Here is a 21,473-nt window from a genome sequence, read left to right as displayed (position 1 = left end):
TTTTTTACACAATCATTACGAATATCGTTTGTCGCCTTGTGAGGCGGTTCAGACAGTGATTCATCCAAGGTAACGCAATCCCAGCATGGTAATGTCGTCGGACTGTTCCGCCGTACCCACGTGCGTTGTCACATCTTCCTTTACACCGGTCAGGATTTCCTTTATCGTTTCCTTGTTTCCTAACCGGTTCAGCGTGTCCTTCAGCCGTTCCTCACCGTAGAGGTTTCCTTCCTCATCCATAGCCTCTGTCACACCGTCGGTGTAGAGATACAGCAAGTCGCCGGGCGCCAGTGTAAGGCTTTCCATGACAAACGTTGCGTTCTTCCGCACGCCCACGATAACACCACGATGCGCAATCTGCATATAGTCCCAGGTAATCCCGTCCGCAGATTTACGCCCCACAAGAGGCGTGTTATGACCGCCGTTCACATAGCAGAAGACCCCTGTGCGAATGTCCAGCACACCGAAGAACTGCGTGACGAACATGGTTTCTTTGTTGTTTTCGCAAAGCTGCCGGTTCGCCTGCGCAACTACGGCGGCAAAATCCGGTTCGCTGCCGTTTGCATAAGCGGAAGCCGCACCTATGGCAATGTTTTTGAGAACGGTCTTGGCAATTACCATGAAGAGAGCTGCCGGAATTCCTTTTCCGGAAACATCGGCGATCGTGATAGCAATGTGGTTTTCGTCTAACTTATAGAAGTCGTAGTAATCGCCGCCTACTTCCTTAGCCGTATCCATCGTGGCGTACAGATCAAACTCCTTCCAGTTGGAAAAGGTCGGGAAGATGGAGGGAAGCATGCCTTCCTGGATGTTTTTCGCCAGATCCAGTTCGGTGGAAATGCGTTCCTTCTCCGCCGTAACCGTGGAGAGGTTGTCTATGTAGTCCTTCATCTTGGCGGTCATATCGTTGATACTGTCGACCAGGATCGCAATTTCATCGTCCCGCTTCATTTCAATCTTCTTGTCCAGGTTGCCCTGGGCAATTTCCCGTACGCCGCTCACGACTTCCAGAATCGGCTCCACAAACCGCCGGGCTACCTTGCTGCTGATTAAGAAAAGGGCGCCCAGCAGCAGGAGGAGGAGCAGAACCATACCTTTCAGGATTGAGAAAAAGGAATCGTGAATGGATTCGGCAAAATCCTTCATTTGCCTCAGAACATTTTCTTTTGCATAAAGGGCCGGATAAACGGTTTCCGATTTTTTGCTCAAAATACCGTAACTCCAGCCAACTTTGGAAATGGGCGCAAAGGCCAGATAGCAGTCGGTCCCGTCCACCGTTACCGGCATCACGCTTTCCCTGCCGTCCGCCATTTCCTGAGCGGCTCTGGCTATGCTTGGTTCCGCACAGTTGCGCAGATCGGTGGCTTCTTTCTTTACAGCCAGTATACTGTTTTCGTCATACGACGAGAACAGCACTTTTCCTGTAGCCTGCTCCATAACAAAGCTGCGCCGGTACAGTTTATTGCGCTCCTGCGTTTTGACGCCGCGGCGGTCCGCTAACTGGAAAATGGCTTCCGGATTACAGTCCAGCCCGATTACGCCCACCAGTTCGCCGCCGTCATAGCAGGGCGCCACGCAGGTGACGCAGCCGTTGCCGTTAGAATCAACATAAAAACTGGTGAAAGCCGGTTCCCGTTTTTCCGCGGCCAGTTTGTACCAGCCCATCTCCCGGGGATCATAGTGATCCAGAAATTGTTGGCTGAATTGTTTGGCTTCCCCGTTCTTGGTTACGTCTGCCGCAATCAGATACCCGTTTTTTGAACCGAAAAACAAAGCAGGGTATAAATTTGCCAGAGGTTCCAGCGTATCGGCAATATTGGAGGCCAGGCCTCTTTCCCGGGCCGATGCGCCATAGCCGTAACGCTGCGCCATATCCGTACTGAAATTCAGGTAAGCCTGCCCTGATTTGACCTCGCTCTCATGGGGATTGGGCAGGCTGCGGGGCTGGTAATTCCCGGGATGTTTCATGATCCGCATCATGACGTCGGCCATGTACACCACGTCTTCCATGGCTTTTTCCAGTTTTTGCTGTACCAGCTCCGCCTTTTCCATTGCCTGGATCGAAAGGCTCGTTTTGATCTGGTCTTCTGCAAACTGCTCGGTAAATCCCGAGGTGTTTTCAGACATCTGCTGACCGGCGTTATTGATTTTATTGTTGACCATGTACATGCCGGTTATGGCCACGATCCCCATAAAAATGAAAGCTGCCACGCCGACCGACAACATCAGTACAAAAATCTTCTTTTGCAGGTTCATCTTAAAATTCCCGAATTTCATACTGTCACGTTCCCCAAAAACTCTAAATAAACAGGAATCGCCGTTCTGTTACGTTCCGAAACTGTCATTTTACTCAATCTTCATGAAATCGCTGAACCCCGTCAATTGCAGGACGCTGCCCACCATTTCGCTCACATGGGTAATCGTCAGGGTACCGCCGGCTTCGTCCATCATATTCTGGGCAATGATCAGCACACGCAGTCCGGCCGAAGAAATATAGGGCACTTCCGTCATGTCCAAGGTCAGATCCGTAATGCCGGACAGTTCTGAACGCACCACCTGATCAAGGGCCTGGGCTTCCTTTATGGCCAGCTTTCCGGACAAATGAAGGATGAGCGCATTTCCGTTTTTTTCTTTTCTGATTTCCATAACCTGTATGCCTCCGCACAAAAGGGAACATCTTCCTACTTTAATAATTACATTATAATTATAAATAATATTATATCATGTTTTTGCTTCGTAAAAAAGGTAAGTTTTACTTTATTATAATTGAAAAGAGGTCTCCGCTGAAAATCTAAGCCACAAAATTTGGCCCGATTCTTTGCAAAAAAATAACTCCGGGAACGCATTTCGGGTACGTTCACCGGAGTTTTTTCTATGGAGTTTCAGGCATCCTTTACCCAGCTGGGCTGGAATTTCTTCTTTTGCTTCACGCAGTCAGCAAGGTATAAGTTGATAAGAACCTGATAGGGGATACCGGATTCCTCTGACTGATCTTTAAAGTATTCAATCGTGCTGCAATCAATATTCATAGTAACCTGTTTTTTCAATCGTTTAATATACGGATTTTTGCGGCCTTTGGAAAAATCGTACTCTTCTCTCATTCTTATCACCATTACATTTTTTTATTTATATTATAAGTATTAAATAATTATATGTCAAAAGGATGAAAAAAATGATTACTATGCAAGAAGCCAGTGAAAAGTTATTAGAAATGTTTAAAAATACAAGCAGTCCCCATGTGGCTCAAAAACGCATGGGGACTGCATTCTTTTGGTGATCCAGGAGGGATTCGAACCCCCGACCCACGGCTTAGAAGGCCGGGGGATGAAATGCTCACAGGGCCTGTGGTTGACGCATTTCTGAATTTTGTTTGCCTTGTTGTTTGCCTTGTTTGCGTTGCTGGCGTGTTTTTTTGCTGGTGTCACCTGCAAGGCTTTTTCCTTTTAACTGCTTAATGATTGTCTGATTATAATTTGGTATGGAGTGCACATACATCCGGTAAGTGATCGCGCTGTCAGCGTGGCCCAGGATTCGACTGACCTCCGCTGTGGGTATTCCTTTTTCCAGCAGCTGCGTCGCGAATGTGTGCCTAAAACAGTGGATGGTTTTCCCTTCGATCGCTGCCAGGCTGCAGACGTGTTTCCACATGAGGTGGACCCGGTTATAACAGATCGCGCCAGCGTTCTGTGTCTCGAATAAATACCCGGCCATACGTGTTATGCCGTCCCGATTCCGGTAGGCCTTCAGCTTTGCCAGCAGATCGTTAGAGATGATAGGGATGGAGCGGCGACCGGCAGATGTCTTTGGGTCGCTGAAGGACTGACCGTCCCGGGCCTTGCTGGTGTGGATAAATATTTCACGCTTTTTCAGGTCTACGTCCTCCCAGCGCAGGGCCAGCAGTTCTGACACACGGCAACCGGTTTCCAGCAGCATCAGGAAAAGCAGGGTGTAGTCATAACGCTGGGTGCAGTTGTATTTGTTGGTTTCTATATCCTTCAGGGCCTGGAATATCCGGCCAATTTCCTCAGCGGTGAAAACACTCATTTTTTTATAGGTGACCTTCACACCGTCCACGGCATCCATGGGATTACGGCCTATCATGTTCAGCTGTTTGGCCCGTTTGTACGCTGCCACAAGCAGCTTGTGGACCTTCCCGATGGTGCTGGAGGATAGCTTCTTGTGTTCTTTTCCCTCGCGGTCCTTCCAGCCACCGGCGGCCAGCTGGTTATAAAATTTCTGCACGGCAGCGCCGTTCAGCTTGTCCAGGGGAACGCTGGCCAGCGGTCCGGCCTCTATCAGGGAAAAGGTCTGAATGAGGCGCTGCAGGGAACGGGGCCGCAGGTTTCCTGCGCCTTTATACGTTGTAACATACTCGTCTAACCATGAGGCGACGGTCTGAGTAGTGCTTACTAATTCGCCGTCGCTTTTCTGTTTTGACATGGAGGCCTGGAACCGTTTGGCCTCGCGCTGGCCTTCCTGGGTGGGCGGAAACAGTTTGCGCTTTTGTTTTCCGGTGTTGTCATAGTACCGGCACTGCCAGTACTCATAGGCAGCGCCTTTTTTGTTTTTCAGGGTGACTTTTGACACGGTGCCTTCACGCTTCATTGTTTTTCACCGTCCTTTTCTGCTTTAAGTTTCGGTAATGCCGGTAAATAATCAGGGTTAAACTTGCTGCCGGGCTCTATTTCCACAGGGTGGCCGTCCTTTACGGCTTTAGGCAGGGCCTGGAGTGTCTCGCGCCAGTGGCCATATTGGACTTCAAACTGCAGGGCCCTGAACAAGCTGGCCCGGAATTCTCGCGGCAGGAAGTCTTTGATTCGGCCTTTAGCTTTTTGCTGTGCAAAATTGACACAACGCACAACGTCCTCATAATCGGCCTGGAACGTGGAGCCGTCGCTGCCGGGCGTGATCTGCAGCTCATCCAGCCCGAAAAACTGCGCAAAGGGAATTTCAATGCTTTCCCCGGTATCGGCAAATTTGACGCCAGCATCGGCCAGGACAGTTTTAGCTGTGGATATTGACGCCACCGGGACGGAGCCCAGCAGATCGTCGAAGCTGCAGCCCAGCACTTCACAGATTTTGAACAGTGTTTCCTCTTTAGGCCAGGCGCGTTTTGTCGGGCTTTCGTAACCGCGCAGGGTGGTGGGCGGGATGCCGATCGCTTTGGAAAAATCCTCTATGCTTTCGAACCCGCGTTTTTTCCGGAGTTTCTTCAGGTTTTCTTGTAGCATTTTGCTTCCTCCATGATTTCTGATTATTAATTGACCTGAAAAAGGTTAAAACATAAATCTGAATAACCTTTAAGCTATTGCAATGGTATTATATCACAAGTTAAAATCAGTGTAAAGATAGCAATTCAATATTGCTGTCTAAAAAATTTAGAATGGAGGATTAAAAAATGTTTGATGTCATCGCGTTGAAAAGTATCATGGCTTCGAAGGGTGTAAGCATCCGGCAGTTGTCTGAAAAAGCTGGTGTAAATTATGTTGCGCTCACGCGGATCCTGAACGCTGGAACGGTCCCAACGATTCCCACTATAGGGAAACTTGCGGCGGCGTTGGGTGTTTCGCCGAAGGCGCTGCTGAAGGAGGGCTAATCGTGGTAATTTCTGCAAAACAATTTTGCGCGGAAACTGGCTGGCCCCTGAAAACCATCCGGCGAATGTGTCGGACGGGGCAGCTGGAGCACTGGCAGCGAGGCCGCGTTTATCTGCTGAATAAAGACGAGACACTTGTCCGGCTGGAGCTGTTCAAAAATCAAAATATTCCGGCCCAGGTTTCGGACCTGCCCAGGCAGCGCAAGTGCAGGATCACGGCGCTGCCGGACGCCGGTTTTGATGGGTACAGCAGCAGGGCCGAGCGAATGAAAGCTTTATTACTCGGGAAAAAGAAATAGGCCCGTGCCGGTGGGACGGCAGGGCCTGGAACGGGGAACAAAACCGGGCAAGGCTTAATTCCCTGCATTGTTATTATAACACAGGAGCATGAAAAATGAATAGATTAAAAAATATCCCTGAAGAAATGAAGGCGCTGCCACACTGGGTGGTAGCAAAAGGAAAAATCCCATACGATGCCAAAACCGGAAGGGCTGCAAAGGTGAACGTTCCGGCGACCTGGTGCACGTTTGCCGAAGCTGTCCAGGCGTTGCAGGAGACGGACGGAAACGGAAAGCCGCGTTATACAGGCGTGGGCTTTATGTTCAGCAACAGCGGGCTCGTTGGCATTGATATTGATAAATGCGTTATTGATGGCAAGCTGACCGAAAAAGCCCGGGACATTGTGGAAATGCTGGACAGTTATACGGAAATATCCACATCGGGTACCGGGCTGCACATCATAATGAAGGGCTATGTTCCCGGCGACCGGAACCGCAAGGATGGTGTCGAGATGTATGATAAAAATAGGTTTTTCGTTATGACGGGCAGCGTGCTGGAACGTGCAGATCAGGAAGGTGAAGGCCATGATTAGAGACGACCAGGAACGCATTGACCGGCTTTATGCGAAGGTGTTCGGGCCACCGGCAGCGGTACCGGAACAACCAGGAACGGAGCCACGGTTTGCAGCTTCGGCAGCAGGGCCGGAGGATCCGGAGGCGGAGGCGCTGGAGCTCGCGCTGCGGATCCAGGCGGCCAGGTGCAGCAAGAACGCGGAAAAATTCGTTGATTTATTCGACCGGGGCAATGTTTCCGGGTATCCTTCCCCGTCCGAAGCGGACCTTGCGCTGATGGATCAGATCCCGTTTTGGGTGTACACCATGGGCGGTGACATCCGGGAGCGTATGCTTGCCATGTTCATGCTTTCCGCGCTGGCCACGCGCGACAAGTGGACCGAGGATAAATATAAGCAGTACCGGGACCTTACGCTCGACAAGGCGCTGCAGGGATGGAAGGAAAGCGGACGCAAATATTACGATCCTGAAAACTTTGGCCGCCTCCAGTGGCCCGAGACGGAAATTACAAGCAAAAAAGGAAAACCCACACCGCGCAGAAAATCGCGGCTTAATGTCGATTACTTGCTGGCCTGGCTGGGCGTGACAGTCAGGTTTAACCGTGTATCAAAGCTGCCTGAATTCAGTGGCCTGGACAAGCTGCTGTGTGGAAATAATAAGCTGACTTTCGAGGCCTCCATCGCGGCGCTGGCTGATGCTGCTGATAGCTGCGGTCTGAAAACCGGTAAAGATGATTTCATAAATCTCATAGGCCTGATCGCAGAGCTTAATGCGTATTCACCGGTTTGTGACTACCTGCAGCGCTGCCAAAGTGAATGGGACGGCCAGCGGATTTACATTGACCGGCTTTTCAGCTGTTTACATTTAAGCAAAACACCGGCGCAGGATTCCGCCTTTTGTAAAAAGCTTTTGACCGTTTGGCTGATTACGGCAGCACGCGCTGCTTTCAATAAGGGCGAATTCACGGCACAGGGACTGCTGATATTGGCAGGGGAGCAGGGCATTGGAAAGACAAGGTTTAAAAACATGCTCCTGCCGGACCCTTCCTGGAGCTGTGACCGGACGATCGATCCGGCCATAAAGGACGACGTACTGGACGCGGCCCATTACTGGCTTGTGGAACTGGCAGAGTTTCGCGAGACTATGAGGTATCAAAGTATTGACCGCCTGAAGCAATACATAACGCAAAGCAAGGATGCCGTCAGGCCACCGTATGCAAGGGCTACGAGGGAATATCCCAGGACTACCGTCTTTATTGGCACAGTGAACGGCCTGAGTTTTCTGCAGGATCACACTGGCAATAGAAGGTACTGGCCTATTGCTGTGGACGCGATCGATATTGACGACAAATTCCCCAGGGATCAGTTGTGGGGCGAAGTGATGCACCGGGCCTTTGAGAAAAAAGAACCGGCTTACCTGACACGCGAGGAAATTTCCACATTGGCAGCGCAAAACGAAAACTACGAGAGAGTTTCCGAAATGGAACAGCTGCTCCTGGATGAGCTGGCCTGGGACACGCCGGTCGAGGCGTGGCGGCTTGTCACAATGACTGACCTGTGTTATGAGCTGCCGGGCGTACGGGCGAATCAAAGCGCATCCCTGGGCAGGACTGTCACGGCCATGAAGCGGAAGGACGGACGGATCGGTCTGCCATCCGGCCATCATGGAGGGCGGATGTATCTGCTGCCGCCACCGCGAAAAGCTGACGGCGGCCCGGAGATATGCCCAGATGACGGTGAAATTGCAAAGCTTTTATGGTGACGGGGACAGCAGGGGATGCCACGGGGACACCATGAGGACGGCAGGGGACAGATACAAAAAGTGGCGCAAAAACGCATGAATACTGCGCTGGGGACAGATGGGACAGATACATATCAATAATAATAATAATAATAATAATAATATATTATATACGCGAGTACACACAAAAAAGTTTTTGAAAGTTTTGCCGCTTTTTGCTGTCCCGTCCGTCCCGCCGTCCCGCCGTCCCCGGAACTTACTGTGGAAATTGAATGGAGGTAATGAAAAATATGAGACAACTAACTGTTTTTGATATGGACGATAGGATCACTATTATTCTATCGACTGAGGATAGTTTACATCTGAAGGATGTGCCGGAGTGTTATGCGTTTTGCCGGAAGCTGTTTATCGGAGGGTATGATTATGTTATGCGCCATCAGGGCAAGCAAACGTCCGGCAGGTATCGCCGTGTAAAGGCCATTATGGAAGAGGATTTCCGGGAAAGACTGATGGCGGCCCTGTCCGGAAAAACGCTGCAGGTTCCTGCACCGATCGAATACTTTAGCGAGGCCGTAAAGATTGGCAGGGCCTTGTATAGAGGCGGCTATGATTATGCAAGGGACGACCTTGCTGACCTGCTGGATGCCCTGAATGAAGAGGGCACTGCCTTCCAGGCGGATGCCGTTCTCGACAAAGCGAAAAAGAAACTGAAGGAATACAGTAACGTCATGCAGCAGAACCCGGACTAAAAATAAAAGTGCCGGAGGCCCTGTCTTTACGGGCTTTCCGACACTTTGCGTAATAATAATTATTTTACGTCCGATAATACACATTATGTAAAATCATTTAATTTACATACAAAGAAAATATAATTGCAAAATCCATGGTTTTATGTTATCATATTTTTGGAATCTTGTAAAGTGGGAGGTGAAAAGATGGGCAGAGAAAACTTTGTTGTCAGTGATAGCATCAGCAAATTGTTTGCAGAACTGGCCAGCGCCCGGAAAATGAATAAGACGGAACTGTTTGCGGCGCTGGTGCAGGATGAGGCAGAACGCCGGGCAGAACTGCTGGAGCTGCACAGGCAACAGCAGGAGCTGGAACGGAAAGCGGCTGCACTTCGTAAATGAGATTAAAGGAGGGCCACCTGTCACCGGTCCTGACAAGCGGCCCTGGCCGGGCATGTGCATGCACGATGCTCCACCAACATTATTGTACATGCCCTGCTGAAAAATATCAATATTCACAGGAGGGATAAATCATGTTTGAAAAGAAGGAAAATGAAATTGCTATCATGTTGCAGGAGGATCCGGCACTGCTGCAGAAAGTAAAGCGCTTAAAGGAAATGCTGGATCTATTCGATGAAATGACACCGGAACAAAAGTCAAGGCTCCTGGTTGAATTGCGTCCTTCATATCCAGCTGTGGCAGATGCTTTCACCGAAATTCTAAGTATGGATAGCGGCCATCAGGAATAACAACCGGTAATGACCACAAGGCTGCCAGCGTAAACTGGTGGCCTTTTCTTTTACCTGTGGGCATGGTATACTCGTTTCGGTGGATAGTTTTGCGGTGTTATATAAAAAGGAGCGAATGGAGGGAAAAGGTATGGCGCTGACGAAAAAGGAAAAGGAAGAGCTGCAGGAGTTTATCCGGCAGGAAGTCGAGAACGCCGTGAAGGATGCAATGGAATATGATCGGCTGGAGATGGCTCGGCTGGTGCAGGATGTTGAGGACTTTATAGGTGACCACCGTGTCTAAACATTAACTGGGGTGATATTTATGCCACGTGGTGACAACCCGAACAGCAGGGCAAATTTAATACCGGTGACCAGGCGAACAAAGAAAGAACAAAGAGAACTCTGCCGCAAAGCTGGTATAGCCTCAGGCAGGGCAAGGGCTTTTAACAAAACGATTAGAGAAAATGTGGCGGAGTTATGCACACCGGATGCGCTTGAGGCTATCGCCAAGCGCCTCATACAGATGGCCGAACATGGTAACCTGAAGGCTATCATGCTGCTGCTGGATATTCTCGGAGAGAGTCCGAGGTATCAGCTGCAGAAAGATATGCTGGAACTGAAGCGCCGGGAAATTAAACTCAGGGAGCAGGGATGGTGACTTTACCCTTCCCCCCAGGTGTTGCTGATCAGGGAAAACGAAAACGAATCGGAGGGCATACCCTTTTATAATCCGCAAGGCATTTTTCACTTTTCCGGAAGCCTGGCAGCGTCCAGGGGGCCATTTTTCGACCCTCTATAAAAAAAGGGGGAAATCAGGCCGAAAAATGCCTACAGGTTGACGGTCTATAAAATTCGAGGCCGTAAAATGGCTCAGAATCAATTTAAATGGCCGGGCCTATATAATTTATCGTGCCGGAACAGATAGGGGCCTTCCCGAGCCACGGCGGACGCCTGGCGGGGGTGGGTTCTGTTTTTTTTTTAGGTAGTTTTTAGTGTTTGCCTTGTTTTGTCTTTAGCGACTTTTAGGGATGCAGGTTTTATGCGGTTTTTGGGCCGGTTTGTTTGCCTTGTTGTTTGCCTTGTTTGTGTGAAATTAAGGTGTTTTTCGGGCGTTTTCTCTTTTACAAACTAAAGTGAGAGATTATAAAAAGAAAGCCCTGAAAACCGCTTAAATACTGGCTTTCAGGGCTTGTTTTTTTGGTGATCCAGGAGGGATTCGAACCCCCGACCCACGGCTTAGAAGGCCGTTGCTCTATCCAACTGGGCTACTGGACCATATAGGGTTTGCGAAGGGTGACAGTCGTTTACCGGGGTGGTTGCTGTACCATTTAATTCTGAATGAACACTGTCCGCAGTAAATGAAACCTGTGGCAATCCTTCTCAAACTGACAATACATTATACCACAACAAAATATCACTTGCAATACCTAAAAAGAAAAGACGGCGATTGTGCCAGGTCTGATTTTTTTGGTATAATATTTTCATCAAAAGCGAAAACAAGATAAAGTTATTTTTTCGATTCTGATATTGACATAAGACAAAGGAGCATCCCTTGAGACTATATAATTTTAAATGCCCAAACTGCGGCGCTACGCTGACAACCGATGTAAAAAGCCATCATGCCCGGTGTGAATACTGCGGCAACGAATTTCATATTTCCGACGAAACGGAAACGTCTGCCGGCCTTGATAATCAGGAGGAGGGCAAGAAAACTCCGACTGTGCTGACGGAGCGCACAGCCGAAGAAGTCGGCACCGCCGGTGATTCGAAACGACAAAAGAAATCCGGTTCCCGTGACTTTTTGATTGTAGCCCTGTTCCTTATTATAGGGCTGGCCTTTAATTTCTTTTTCGATAAAGAAGCCCCCCGGGACATCGTACCGAAAACAGATTTGCACCGGTTTTTTACAGAACTGCATCCTGACATGACACCGCAAAACGTAGAAGCGTTAGCGCAAAAGCACAAATTGCACTTTTTCCGGATAGATAAAGCAGTGAACTCCGATACGGCCAACATCAACTATTATAAAATAGCCAAAACCACGGACATTACGCTGGGTAAGCAGGATGTAAATGCAGAAACCGTTGAAATTGAATTCGATATAGCAAAGAAAAATGCGTTCCGGCTGGCGGTCTATTCCGACCCGGAGCATATTGTCAGTCATGCCCTTCTATTTAAATACGGAACATATTACAGCCTTTCTGCAGAAGAAACGCAGGCAAAAGATAAAGCCGGTTACTATTATTATAACAACTCTCTGCGCAGTGCTTCCGGTGAACAGAAAACGTACCCGCCTTACCTGAAGTGCGCAGATGCAGTGGAAGCGCTGAAGATGATTTACACCTATAAAAAATAAGCAGGCGGATGCATGGAGGGAAAACATAGGAAAACCTGTGTTTTCTACGCCCTTATGTGTTATAATAAATCAAATATGCTGACGTACTATAATAATGTTCGGAAATAGTTGGAGATGCTGCAATGAATCAATTACCTGTCAAAGCAATCGTTCTGTTACTGGTTATTGTAGGCTTTAATATTTTGTTCGGTATCGACGGGGTGGCGCTGTTGGACCCGGACGAACCGGTATACGCGGAAACGGCCAAGGAAATGATCCGTTTTAACGAATATCTTTCCCCCCGTATTTACAATGAATACTGGTATGACAAGCCACCGATTTTTTACTGGCTGCTGGTAGGCTCGCTGAAACTGTTCGGCGGTTTTTCCGAACTGGCCGCCCGTCTGCCGGCGTCCCTGATGGCTATCGGCGCGGTTCTGATGACAACGGTTTCCGCTGCCCGGCAGTTTAGCGCCAGGGCAGGGTTCTGGTCCGGTCTGGTCATGGGCACCACGGTTATGATCATGTATATGGGCAAGGCTTCGGTGACGGACACGACGCTGCTGTTTTTTATGACAGGCGCGCTGCTTTGCTTTATGCATGAAAAATACTGGCTGATGTATCTGTTCTGCGGGTTTGCGGTAATGACGAAAGGCCCCATCGGAGTTGTCTTTCCCGGCGCCATCGTGTTCCTGTACCTGCTGGTAACCCGCAATCTGGGCCGGATGCTTCGTATGCACGTGATTCCCGGCCTGATTCTGGTGGCGGCGGTGGGAATGCCCTGGTATGTGTTTATGTACCAGAATCACGGCATGGATTTTATCTATGAGTTTATCGGCTTCCATAACATAAGCCGTTTTTCCGCGCCGCTGCATCCCAACAGGGTACACTGGTGGTTTTATCTCCCTGTCATTATCCTGGGCCTGTTCCCCTGGACCGGCGTGTTGCTGAAATCCATTAAAGACGCTGTTACGAAAAGCGTGGGCAGGGAAAGTACCCGGCTGCTGTTCCTGCAGATCTGGTGGATTTTTGTATTCATTTTCTTTTCCATTGCCAAAACGAAACAGGTTTCTTACATGCTGGTACTGCTGCCGGCCCTGTCCATGATCATCGGCTGGAACATTGAGCGGATGACCTGCGAAAACGGGAAATGCCAGACGGGCTGGGTGATAGGCACCTTCGTCATGTATTTGCTGATGGGCGTGGGCTGGATCGTCGGCGGACGCCAGATGCCGGAACTGGCCATGGGCGGTATGATTCTGGGCGTTGCCACTCTTGTGCTGGGCGCGCTGAATCTTTTGGCGCTGAAAAAGTACTGCAATGTGGAAAGCGCTGCCTGGCTCCATGTGGTAACCGGACTGGTGACGATGGTCATGGCCTTCGGCGTGCTGATGCCGCAGATCCAGGACCGCTTCAGTGTGAAGACTATTGCCGCGGCCTATATGGCTGCGGAAAATGACGCGTCGCGCGTGCTGTATGTGGACAGATTCCTGCGTCCGGGCTTTATGCTTTACACAGATATCCCGGGCATTGAGGCGGATGTCAACAGTGAAAAATCCCTGGATGCGGTGAAACAGGATCCGCGTCAGAAATACATCGTCATGCGCGAGCACATGTATGAGAAAATGAAAGAAAAGATGGGCGGCGAAAACTGGGAGCTGCTGGAAAATAAGTCGGGAATCTGCATTTACAGAAGCAGATAGTTTACGGTGAGGTCAGGTCGGAGTATGTTTTCAGAAACTGTGCTGTATATGGTGATCCCCTGTTACAATGAGCAGGAAGTGTTGCCGGATTCGGCGGAAAAACTAAAGAATAAAATTTCAGATTTAATTGCGCGGAAAAAGATCGGCAAAAACAGTAAAATCTGTTTTGTGAATGACGGAAGCCGGGACCGTACATGGGAAATGATCCAGGAGCTTTGTCAAAAGGATCCGGTATATTCCGGCATTTGCCTAGCTCACAACGAAGGGCATCAGAATGCGGTGCTGGCCGGCCTTATGACGGTGCAGCCCTACTGTGACGCGGCCATCAGCATCGATGCGGATTTGCAGGACGACATTGATGCCATAGACGCCATGGTGGACAAATATGACGAAGGCTGCAATATCGTGTACGGCGTCCGGGATAACCGGGAATCGGATACATGGTTTAAGCGTTTTACGGCGGAAGGTTTCTACCGTTTTATGAAGAGCATGGGGGCCGAAGTGATTTTTAACCATGCGGATTTCCGCCTCATGGACAAAAAGGCCCTGGCGGCTTTCGGGGAATATCAGGAAGTCAACCTGTTCCTCCGCGGCATCGTTCCCATGATCGGGCTGAAACACGACTGTGTGTACTATAAGCGTAAAGAACGGCTGGCGGGGGAGAGCAAATATCCCCTGAAAAAAATGTTTGCCTTTGCCTGGCAGGGCATTACCTCTCTGTCGTCCAAGCCGATTAAATTTATTGTGAATTTGGGACTTGGTATCTCGGTGATCAGCGGGCTGGTATTGCTCTGGTCGCTGTTCCGGCATTTTACCGGCCAGACCATCGCGGGCTGGACCAGTCTGATTATTTCCCTGTGGCTGCTGGGCGGGCTGATTCTGCTGGCCATCGGCATCATCGGCGAATATGTGGGAAAGATTTATCTGGAAGTGAAGCGCCGTCCCCGGTATCTGGTGCAGGAGTTTATAGACGCAAATCAGAAAAACAGCGGCGTGCTGAAAAATTAAGCAGGAAGGCAGGGAACTGTCCCGCTTTAAAAAGGAAAACGCCTGTATGCAAAATAAAAAAGACCTTCTGCGTCGGAATCGCCAGATTTACATCCTGCGTTACAGAAAGTCTTTTTAGACAAAAAAATGGAGCGGGCGATGGGAATCGAACCCACAACATCAGCTTGGAAGGCTGGAGTTTTACCACTAAACTACACCCGCATTTTAACGTTTGAACTGTTTTCAGTTATCGCATAACCTTGCGGTCGCAGTGCTTCAGGACTGTAAATAGTCCTTTTTTGCGACAAAAACATTATAATTGATATATGATGATTTGTCAAATTTTTTGCGCTAAATCTGATTATGGGACAAAAAAGGGGACAAAATTATAGTATTAACGTATTTGAGGAGGGGTATCATGACAAGAGTAAAAGAGACCATCGCACGCCACGACAAAGGGTACAACTGCGCCCAGTCTGTAGCCTGCACCTATGCCGACCTGGTAGGTCTGGATGAAGCTACCATGTTTAAAGTGACGGAAGGCCTGGGGAAAGGCATGGGCGGCACGCTGGCGACCTGCGGCGCATTAAGCGGGGCCTGCGTACTGGCCGGCATGAAACGCAGCACGGGGAATTTGGAAGCACCGGACAGCAAGCTGGAAACCTACAAGCTGGCGGAAGAAATCGTGAATAAATTCCAGGAGCAGTGCCATTCCCTGGTTTGCAAAGAACTGAAAGGCCTGGATACTGGGAAGGTATTAACGCCTTGTCCGGACTGCATCATGAATGCGGCCCGCATCGCGGAAGAAGTGCTGGACCTGAAAGCATAATTTGCCTGTTATGCCGCTGTGCGGAGAGTATATTGGAAAAGAATTGTGTTATAAAACAAAGCAGCCGGGTACAAAAACGTATCCGGCTGTTGCTGTTTCATTGTGCGGTCATTGTGCGGTTGTGCAGAACCGATTTTTCTGCAATCAGATTTTTCTTACAAATAAAATGGTCGGAGCAGCAGGATTTGAACCTGCGACCCCCTGCTCCCAAGGCAGGTGCGCTACCAACCTGCGCTATGCCCCGACGTGATCCGGAACTGTTTCCGATAATGCTGAAGCGTTCCGTATAGCTTTACAGCACTGCTATTATATATGAGTTGCAACACTGTTGTCAAGCGGAAGAAACCGGCTTCCTATAAAAAGAAAGCCGGTTTTGCGCTCTAATGTAATTAAATTCTCTTATGGATTATTTAAAATATCTTTCCAGCAGGCCCTTGAATGCTTTGCCGTGACGGGCTTCGTCCCGCGCCATTTCATGAACGGTGTCATGAATCGCGTCCAGGTTCAGCGCTTTGGCGCGTTTTGCCAGGTCGGTCTTGCCGGCGGTTGCGCCGTTTTCAGCTTCTACGCGCATTTCCAGATTCTTTTTGGTGCTGTCGGTAATAACTTCGCCCAGCAGTTCCGCAAACTTAGCGGCATGTTCTGCTTCTTCGTACGCAGCTTTTTCCCAGTACAGGCCGATTTCCGGATAGCCTTCCCGGAATGCGACGCGGGCCATGGCCAGGTACATGCCTACTTCGGTGCATTCGCCGTTGAAGTTGGCGCGCAGGTCGGCTTTAATATCTTCGGGAACATCAGCGGCTACGCCTACAACATGTTCAGCAGCCCAGGTCATATCGCCGGCCTGCTCTACAAATTTGGAAGCAGGAGCGCCGCACTGGGGGCATTTTGCCGGGGGTTCGGCTCCTTCATACACATAGCCGCAAACAGAACAAACGAATTTTTTCATGATGATTACCTCCGTATCTTTTTAATACATTAAATATCTCTATGGTACGGATACTACCGTTCCTCGTAAAAAAAGTATAGCATTGCGGGGAAACCCTGTCAACGAAACAATTTGTGAATTAATCTGTACCAAAGTAGTATTTTGCAGATGGATTATGCCAAAGAAAGAGGGGGATCGTTCCCGGTACATCGAAAGAAGTACACGGTTTTTTCATCGGTATCGCAGGCAAATTTGGTAACGAATTATAAAAAACCCCATGAAATGCTTGTCAAAAGCGGATAAAAAGGATAATATTATCATGTATCTTTGTTTGTATTTTTAAGGAGAAGCTGATGAAAAGCGATAACAGTTTTCTGAAAGGCACGCTGATCCTCACCGTATCCAGTATCGTGGTGAAGGTCATCGGCGCGCTGAACTGGATATTGTTGAGCCGTGTGCTGGGCGGGGAAGGCATCGGTCTGTACCAGATGGGTTTTCCTATTTATCTGATGGCGATCACGGTTTCCTCGGCGGGCATACCGGTGGCGATTTCCATCGTGACGGCGGAAAAGGTAGCCAAAAATGATTTTAAAGGCGCGGAACGGGTTTTCCACGTTACCCTGCGCCTGCTGTTTGTAACCGGACTGGTCTTTTCGCTGGCGCTGTTCTTTGGCGCCCAGAAACTGATCGACTGGCAGTTTATACGGGACGCCCGGGCCTATTACTCGATCATTGCCCTGGCGCCGGCGGTATTTTTCGTAACTTTTCTGGCCAGCTTCCGCGGGTATCTGCAGGGCTGGCAGATTATGACGCCTACCGCCTGTTCCGAAATTACGGAACAGCTGGTACGGGTTGTCACCATGCTGTTTTTTGCTTCCTATTTCCTGCCCAAGGGGTTGGCTGCAGCGGCAGGCGGGGCCAGTATGGGGGCGGGCGCCGGCGCGTTCTGCGCGTTGCTGGTGCTGATGTTTTTCTACCAGCGGCTGAAAAAAGACCTGAAAGCAAAGCAGACCCTGCAAAATATGGATGCGGTTCCGGAAACGTCTTCGTCCATTATTTCACGTCTCCTGAAGCTGGCGCTGCCGGTTTCCCTTACCAGCCTGATGCTGCCCATCGTGGCCAACCTGGATCTGCTTATTGTGCCCCAGCGGCTGGAAGTGGCCGGCTTTGATGTGCGCCACGCCACAGAGTTGTTCGGTTACCTGACCGGCATGGCCGTACCGTTGGTGAATTTGTCTACAATTTTTACGGCGGCGCTGGCCATCAGTCTGGTGCCTGCCATTTCGGAAGCACGCGCCCTGGGCCTGCAGGAAAGCATCCGCCACAAGACCGGCGTGGCGTTCCGCGTTGCCATGATCGTGACCTTTCCCTGTTTTATGGGGCTGTTCTTTCTGGCGGAAAAGGTGGCGGGGCTGATTTACAATGCGCCCGGCGCCGCGCCGGCCATCCAGGCCATGAGCATCGGCATCGTGTTGCTGGGTATGCACCAGGTCAGTACGGCGGTACTGCAGGGCATGGGGCGTACCAGTATTCCGGTTCTCAATATGGTCGCTGCCTGCGTGGTAAAGGTCCTGCTGAACTGGACGCTGACCGCCATTCCCTGGCTGGGTATTCGCGGTTCCGCTATGGCTACCGTGGCGGATTTCGGTGTGGCGGCGCTGATTAATATGTACTTTATTTATAAGCTGACAGGTTATAAAATGTCGTTGCCTGTTTTTCTGAAACCGCTGGTCGCGGCCGGCGTCATGGGCGCTGCCATACTGGGCGTCCTGTGTGCGGCGTCCGGACTGGGAGGCTGGGTTCTTCTGCTGTGCATTCCTGTTGCAGCCATTGTTTACGGCGTAGTCTTAACGTTCATCGGCGGCCTCACGAAAGAAGACCTGGAGAGCCTGCCGTATCTGGGCAGCCGTATCCTGCGTATCGGGCAGAGGCTGGGCGCGTTTAAGGAATGATTCTTTGACATAAAATCGTCAAAGGTTTGGCGTATACTGGTTTTGCTGAAAATGGATGGAAACGCTGCATAATTTTAATCATACTGGTGAGAGCATGGAAGATAATAACAAATTGGAAGAAATGAATACGGAGCCGGTGGTTCAACTGATCATTCCTCGGGACAACGGGCAGGAAAAAATTTTTTCCGTAACCCGGAAAAAAGGAATGACGCTGGCGGGTCTTTTGGCTGTTGTGTTTGTATGTCTGGCAGGGGCGGCCGGGTTTTACGGCTGGCAGTATCATCACACGCCTATTGATAAAGCGGCGTACCGGGAGTATCTTGACCATAAATCGGAGCAGGAAGCAAAGCTCCAGTCTTTGTTGGAAGATAATGAAAAAATGCTGCGGGACATGAGCGAAATCCATACGCTGGAGACCAAACTGCGCCGTGCGGTTATCCAGAACAGCGGCGACCGGGAATTTTCCAGCAGCCTTGATTCGATTGGGGCGACACCGGACGTAAAATCGACAGACCCGTCGTACAGCGGCAAGGGCGGTCCCGGTGCGGACATCAGCATGCTAGACGTGGCGGCGGCCCAGAATAAGAACCTGACGGCACAAATCGACCGGCAGAAGAAAAACATGCATGAACTGCTGACAGTGATTGAAGGACGGAACAATCGTCTGTCTACCTTACCGGATCTTTGGCCTACCGACGGCGGTGTCATCAGTTCCTATTACGGAGGCCGGACGGGTCCCATCAACGGCGGTTTCGACTGGCATCCCGGCCTGGATATTGCGGTGGACATCGGCACGCCGGTGTATGCCGCGGCCATGGGAACAGTGGATATGGCAGGCTGGAACGGCGGGTACGGGCAGTTTGTGAAGATCCGTCACGGTAACGGTTATGAAAGCGCTTACGGACATATGAGCGGTATCGCCGTTTCCGCGGGGCAGCAGGTACGCAAGGGCGAAATCATCGGTTTTGTGGGAAGCACCGGATACAGCACCGGTCCTCATCTGCATTTCGAAGTGTTCGTGGACGGGGAGAATATCGATCCGCTGTATATGCTGAAGAAAGCAAAATAGAACAGATACAATATCACAAATAAAAAGAGCCGGGGTGTATCCTGTTGGGATATGCTTCGGCTCTTTGCTGATTCAGTTTGTGTATACCGGAGAAACAGGAAAAGGCTAATACGCAGGTTGAGTCGGTGTTTCCACAAGTTTAAGCTGCCTTTTGTTTTCGTACATTTGCTCGTCCGCGCGGCGCAGCACCTGTTCCACACCGGCGTCCTCTCCCGGTCGGAACACGGCGATCCCCCTGGCCACATCCACTTTTTCCCAGGGATGGGAAACGGTCGCGGCGACTTCTTCCGTCTTTTTGTCAAAGGCCTGCAGCAGTTCGTCACGGTGTTTATAATCGCTTCCCTGGAGCAGGGTAGCAAATTCATCGCCACCCAGCCGGAACACGGGGCTGTGGGTGAAAGTCTCGCAGATTGCATGGCTGGTTGCCCGCAGGTAGATATCGCCCCGTTCGTGTCCGTAGGCATCGTTGATCTCTTTCAGCCAATTGCAGTCGAACATGACAACGGCAAATTCCGGGCCGTCCTGTTCCGCACTCAGTTTTATGCTGTTGTTCAGGCGACCGGCATAAATATCAAAGGCTCCCTTGTTCTTGATTCCGGTCAGGGCGTCAGAATAGGCCCGGCTGTTCAGGTCGCTGATATACATCTGCAGATGGTCCCGCATCTGCCGGAAGGATCTGGTTAGGATACCCAGTTCATCTTCGCCGTCATAATCCAGTTTCGCGTTGAAATTGCCGGAGGCCAGTTTCTGGGATGCCTGGGCAAGCTGCAGCAACGGTTTGGTTAAAGCGCCGGCAATGAACAGGGTGGCCACGATAAACACGGCAAGAATCGCAATGGCTGCCAGCAGGATGAAGCGGGCCGTCTGCCGCCAGGTAGAAAAGATTTCAGCCACCGGCGCCGTCACCACCAGTTTCATTCCGTTGGACAGGGTGGAAAAAGAAAGCTGCCGCTCCTCCCCATTCATTTTATAACGGATCAGGTGATTACCGTTGTTTGGTTCCTGAAACATGTTGGCACTGAGGCCGATGCTGATTTCTTCCGGCGTTTTGCCTGCCGATATGGAAGGATGGAAAATGATCCGGCCTTTGTCGTTCAGCAGGAACGCGAAGCCGGTATCGTAGACCCGCATGGCCTGTACCGGGGATGTGATGCTGTAGAACAGGGTATCCATGCCCAGTACACCGATCAGCACGCCGTAATTATAAATCGGCATCACATAGGAGACCGTGGGCAGTTTTCCCAAAAGATGGGCCTTATAGGGACCGACCCAGCAGGCTCTGCCTTTTGTTACCGGTTCGAAATACCAGGCGCTGTTTTCCTTGTCGGCGGGGTCAGGCCGGGCGGAAATCATCGAATCGTTTTTTACAAAAGACGGCTTGCCGATCTTTGAATAGAAAAAACCCTGTTCCGATGTGCCGATCTCCGGGTTGATATAGTAATAATAGCTGACGATACCGCTGGTATAATCGGCGACATTGCCGAAAGCCTGCTGCACTTCCCGCAAGTGTTTTTGCATAAAAGTATCCAGCTGTTTTCTCTGCTCCGGCGTACGCCAGGTTATATCAAGAGACGCCAGTGATACGCCGTAGTTTTTCAGATTAACGGTATCCAGCGAATGTTCGGCAATATGAGCGGTAATATCTACTGCTGTTTTAAGGCTGTGGAGACGTGCGTCGGCTGTTTGCGCTGCGTTCTGGCTCAGCAGATTCATTTTTTCTACCGAGTTCTGGTCGTTTTCTTTTCCGAGGGTGAAAAAGCCGATGACGATAAAAGTTAGCAGACTGGTCAGAATTGCCGCGATGGTCATTGCGGTAATTTTCATACGGATGGAATGCATTTCATTTGCCCCTTGACAGGTTGGTAACGTTTGAAATTACTCAATTTTATATCACATTTATTCTATTACATTATAAATCTTTAATTTTCGTAAATTGCAATAAGAAGTTGCACACTTCTTAAAAAATCCCATCAAACCATATAAATTCGGTCTAACTCTTTTTCAAACAGTTGGTTTGGTGTGTG

Annotated in this window: 22 protein-coding genes and 3 tRNA genes; 15 read left to right on the top strand and 10 right to left on the bottom strand. The window is 50.0% G+C overall.

Going from position 1 to position 21,473, the window contains the following annotated elements; translation table 11 throughout:
- Nucleotides 1-60: 60 nt before the first annotated feature.
- From QZV31_RS05495 to QZV31_RS05475, 5 genes are all read right to left on the bottom strand, one after another.
- Nucleotides 61-2,277: a SpoIIE family protein phosphatase gene (locus QZV31_RS05495; RefSeq protein WP_295358864.1), complete on the bottom strand. Its 2,217-nt coding sequence runs from the start codon at nt 2,275-2,277 to the stop codon at nt 61-63.
- A 69-nt stretch (nt 2,278-2,346) separates the two neighbouring features.
- A complete protein-coding gene (locus QZV31_RS05490) occupies nt 2,347-2,646 on the bottom strand; it encodes an STAS domain-containing protein (protein WP_295358862.1) in 300 nt (99 codons plus the stop codon).
- Between the two features lie 236 nt (nt 2,647-2,882).
- Nucleotides 2,883-3,101, bottom strand: a complete 219-nt coding sequence (locus tag QZV31_RS05485; RefSeq protein ID WP_295358860.1) for a BrnA antitoxin family protein — start codon at nt 3,099-3,101, stop codon at nt 2,883-2,885.
- A gap of 232 nt (nt 3,102-3,333) precedes the next feature.
- Nucleotides 3,334-4,605 (bottom strand): site-specific integrase, encoded by a 1,272-nt coding sequence (locus tag QZV31_RS05480; protein ID WP_295358857.1) that lies wholly within the window; start codon nt 4,603-4,605, stop codon nt 3,334-3,336.
- Nucleotides 4,602-5,231, bottom strand: coding sequence for a helix-turn-helix transcriptional regulator (locus QZV31_RS05475; RefSeq protein ID WP_295358856.1), 630 nt, complete (start codon nt 5,229-5,231; stop codon nt 4,602-4,604). Before QZV31_RS05475 ends, QZV31_RS05480 begins: the two co-directional genes overlap by 4 nt.
- Before the next feature lie 167 nt (nt 5,232-5,398).
- Between QZV31_RS05475 and QZV31_RS05470 the strand changes: the two genes are divergently transcribed.
- The 9 genes from QZV31_RS05470 (at nt 5,399) to QZV31_RS05430 (ending at nt 10,304) form a co-directional block, all read left to right on the top strand.
- On the top strand, nt 5,399-5,596 hold the full coding sequence (locus QZV31_RS05470) for a helix-turn-helix transcriptional regulator (RefSeq protein ID WP_295358854.1): 198 nt from the start codon (nt 5,399-5,401) through the stop codon (nt 5,594-5,596).
- Nucleotides 5,597-5,598: 2 nt separating this feature from the next.
- On the top strand, nt 5,599-5,895 hold the full coding sequence (locus QZV31_RS05465) for a hypothetical protein (RefSeq protein WP_295358852.1): 297 nt from the start codon (nt 5,599-5,601) through the stop codon (nt 5,893-5,895).
- Between the two features lie 95 nt (nt 5,896-5,990).
- Complete coding sequence (locus tag QZV31_RS05460) at nt 5,991-6,467, top strand: hypothetical protein (RefSeq protein ID WP_295358850.1); 477 nt, start codon at nt 5,991-5,993, stop codon at nt 6,465-6,467.
- Complete coding sequence (locus tag QZV31_RS05455; protein WP_295358848.1) at nt 6,460-8,208, top strand: VapE domain-containing protein; 1,749 nt, start codon at nt 6,460-6,462, stop codon at nt 8,206-8,208. Before QZV31_RS05460 ends, QZV31_RS05455 begins: the two co-directional genes overlap by 8 nt.
- Before the next feature lie 269 nt (nt 8,209-8,477).
- Entirely contained in the window at nt 8,478-8,936 is a 459-nt protein-coding gene (locus QZV31_RS05450) for a hypothetical protein (protein ID WP_295358846.1), read from the top strand.
- A 186-nt stretch (nt 8,937-9,122) separates the two neighbouring features.
- Nucleotides 9,123-9,317: a hypothetical protein gene (locus QZV31_RS05445; protein ID WP_295358845.1), complete on the top strand. Its 195-nt coding sequence runs from the start codon at nt 9,123-9,125 to the stop codon at nt 9,315-9,317.
- A gap of 131 nt (nt 9,318-9,448) precedes the next feature.
- A complete protein-coding gene (locus QZV31_RS05440) occupies nt 9,449-9,664 on the top strand; it encodes a hypothetical protein (protein ID WP_295358843.1) in 216 nt (71 codons plus the stop codon).
- 130 nt (nt 9,665-9,794) lie between these two features.
- Nucleotides 9,795-9,947: a hypothetical protein gene (locus QZV31_RS05435; protein WP_295358841.1), complete on the top strand. Its 153-nt coding sequence runs from the start codon at nt 9,795-9,797 to the stop codon at nt 9,945-9,947.
- A gap of 21 nt (nt 9,948-9,968) precedes the next feature.
- Nucleotides 9,969-10,304: a hypothetical protein gene (locus QZV31_RS05430; RefSeq protein ID WP_295358840.1), complete on the top strand. Its 336-nt coding sequence runs from the start codon at nt 9,969-9,971 to the stop codon at nt 10,302-10,304.
- A gap of 540 nt (nt 10,305-10,844) precedes the next feature.
- Here QZV31_RS05430 and QZV31_RS05425 read toward each other — a convergent pair.
- Nucleotides 10,845-10,921 (bottom strand) — tRNA-Arg (locus QZV31_RS05425).
- Between the two features lie 277 nt (nt 10,922-11,198).
- Here QZV31_RS05425 and QZV31_RS05420 point away from each other — a divergent pair.
- The 3 genes from QZV31_RS05420 to QZV31_RS05410 all read left to right on the top strand — a co-directional run bounded on the left by QZV31_RS05420 (nt 11,199) and on the right by QZV31_RS05410 (nt 14,692).
- On the top strand, nt 11,199-12,002 hold the full coding sequence (locus QZV31_RS05420; protein WP_295358838.1) for a hypothetical protein: 804 nt from the start codon (nt 11,199-11,201) through the stop codon (nt 12,000-12,002).
- A 122-nt stretch (nt 12,003-12,124) separates the two neighbouring features.
- Entirely contained in the window at nt 12,125-13,684 is a 1,560-nt protein-coding gene (locus QZV31_RS05415; protein WP_295358836.1) for a glycosyltransferase family 39 protein, read from the top strand.
- Between the two features lie 24 nt (nt 13,685-13,708).
- Complete coding sequence (locus tag QZV31_RS05410; protein ID WP_295358834.1) at nt 13,709-14,692, top strand: glycosyltransferase family 2 protein; 984 nt, start codon at nt 13,709-13,711, stop codon at nt 14,690-14,692.
- A gap of 127 nt (nt 14,693-14,819) precedes the next feature.
- Here the strand turns inward: QZV31_RS05410 and QZV31_RS05405 are convergent.
- A tRNA-Gly gene (locus QZV31_RS05405) sits at nt 14,820-14,893 on the bottom strand.
- Between the two features lie 196 nt (nt 14,894-15,089).
- Between QZV31_RS05405 and QZV31_RS05400 the strand changes: the two genes are divergently transcribed.
- Nucleotides 15,090-15,500 carry a C-GCAxxG-C-C family protein gene (locus tag QZV31_RS05400; RefSeq protein WP_093729827.1) on the top strand — a complete coding sequence of 137 codons (411 nt, stop codon included), beginning with the start codon at nt 15,090-15,092 and terminating at the stop codon, nt 15,498-15,500.
- 167 nt (nt 15,501-15,667) lie between these two features.
- Here QZV31_RS05400 and QZV31_RS05395 read toward each other — a convergent pair.
- Together QZV31_RS05395 and QZV31_RS05390 are read right to left on the bottom strand one after the other, a co-directional pair.
- Nucleotides 15,668-15,744: transfer RNA gene (locus tag QZV31_RS05395), tRNA-Pro, on the bottom strand.
- A 162-nt stretch (nt 15,745-15,906) separates the two neighbouring features.
- Nucleotides 15,907-16,449: an NADH peroxidase gene (locus tag QZV31_RS05390; RefSeq protein ID WP_093729828.1), complete on the bottom strand. Its 543-nt coding sequence runs from the start codon at nt 16,447-16,449 to the stop codon at nt 15,907-15,909.
- Between the two features lie 332 nt (nt 16,450-16,781).
- Between QZV31_RS05390 and QZV31_RS05385 the strand changes: the two genes are divergently transcribed.
- Both QZV31_RS05385 and QZV31_RS05380 read left to right on the top strand, forming a co-directional pair.
- Nucleotides 16,782-18,380, top strand: a complete 1,599-nt coding sequence (locus QZV31_RS05385; RefSeq protein WP_295358832.1) for a polysaccharide biosynthesis protein — start codon at nt 16,782-16,784, stop codon at nt 18,378-18,380.
- Nucleotides 18,381-18,474: 94 nt separating this feature from the next.
- Nucleotides 18,475-19,449: a peptidoglycan DD-metalloendopeptidase family protein gene (locus QZV31_RS05380; protein WP_295358830.1), complete on the top strand. Its 975-nt coding sequence runs from the start codon at nt 18,475-18,477 to the stop codon at nt 19,447-19,449.
- 105 nt (nt 19,450-19,554) lie between these two features.
- On the opposite strand, the gene QZV31_RS05375 is transcribed toward QZV31_RS05380, so the two are convergent.
- A complete protein-coding gene (locus QZV31_RS05375; protein WP_295358828.1) occupies nt 19,555-21,288 on the bottom strand; it encodes a diguanylate cyclase in 1,734 nt (577 codons plus the stop codon).
- Nucleotides 21,289-21,473: the final 185 nt, after the last annotated feature.

This window comes from uncultured Succiniclasticum sp., assembly GCF_902793885.1.
GTDB lineage: Bacteria > Bacillota > Negativicutes > Acidaminococcales > Acidaminococcaceae > Succiniclasticum.
This window is presented reverse-complemented; position numbering and strand designations above follow the sequence as displayed.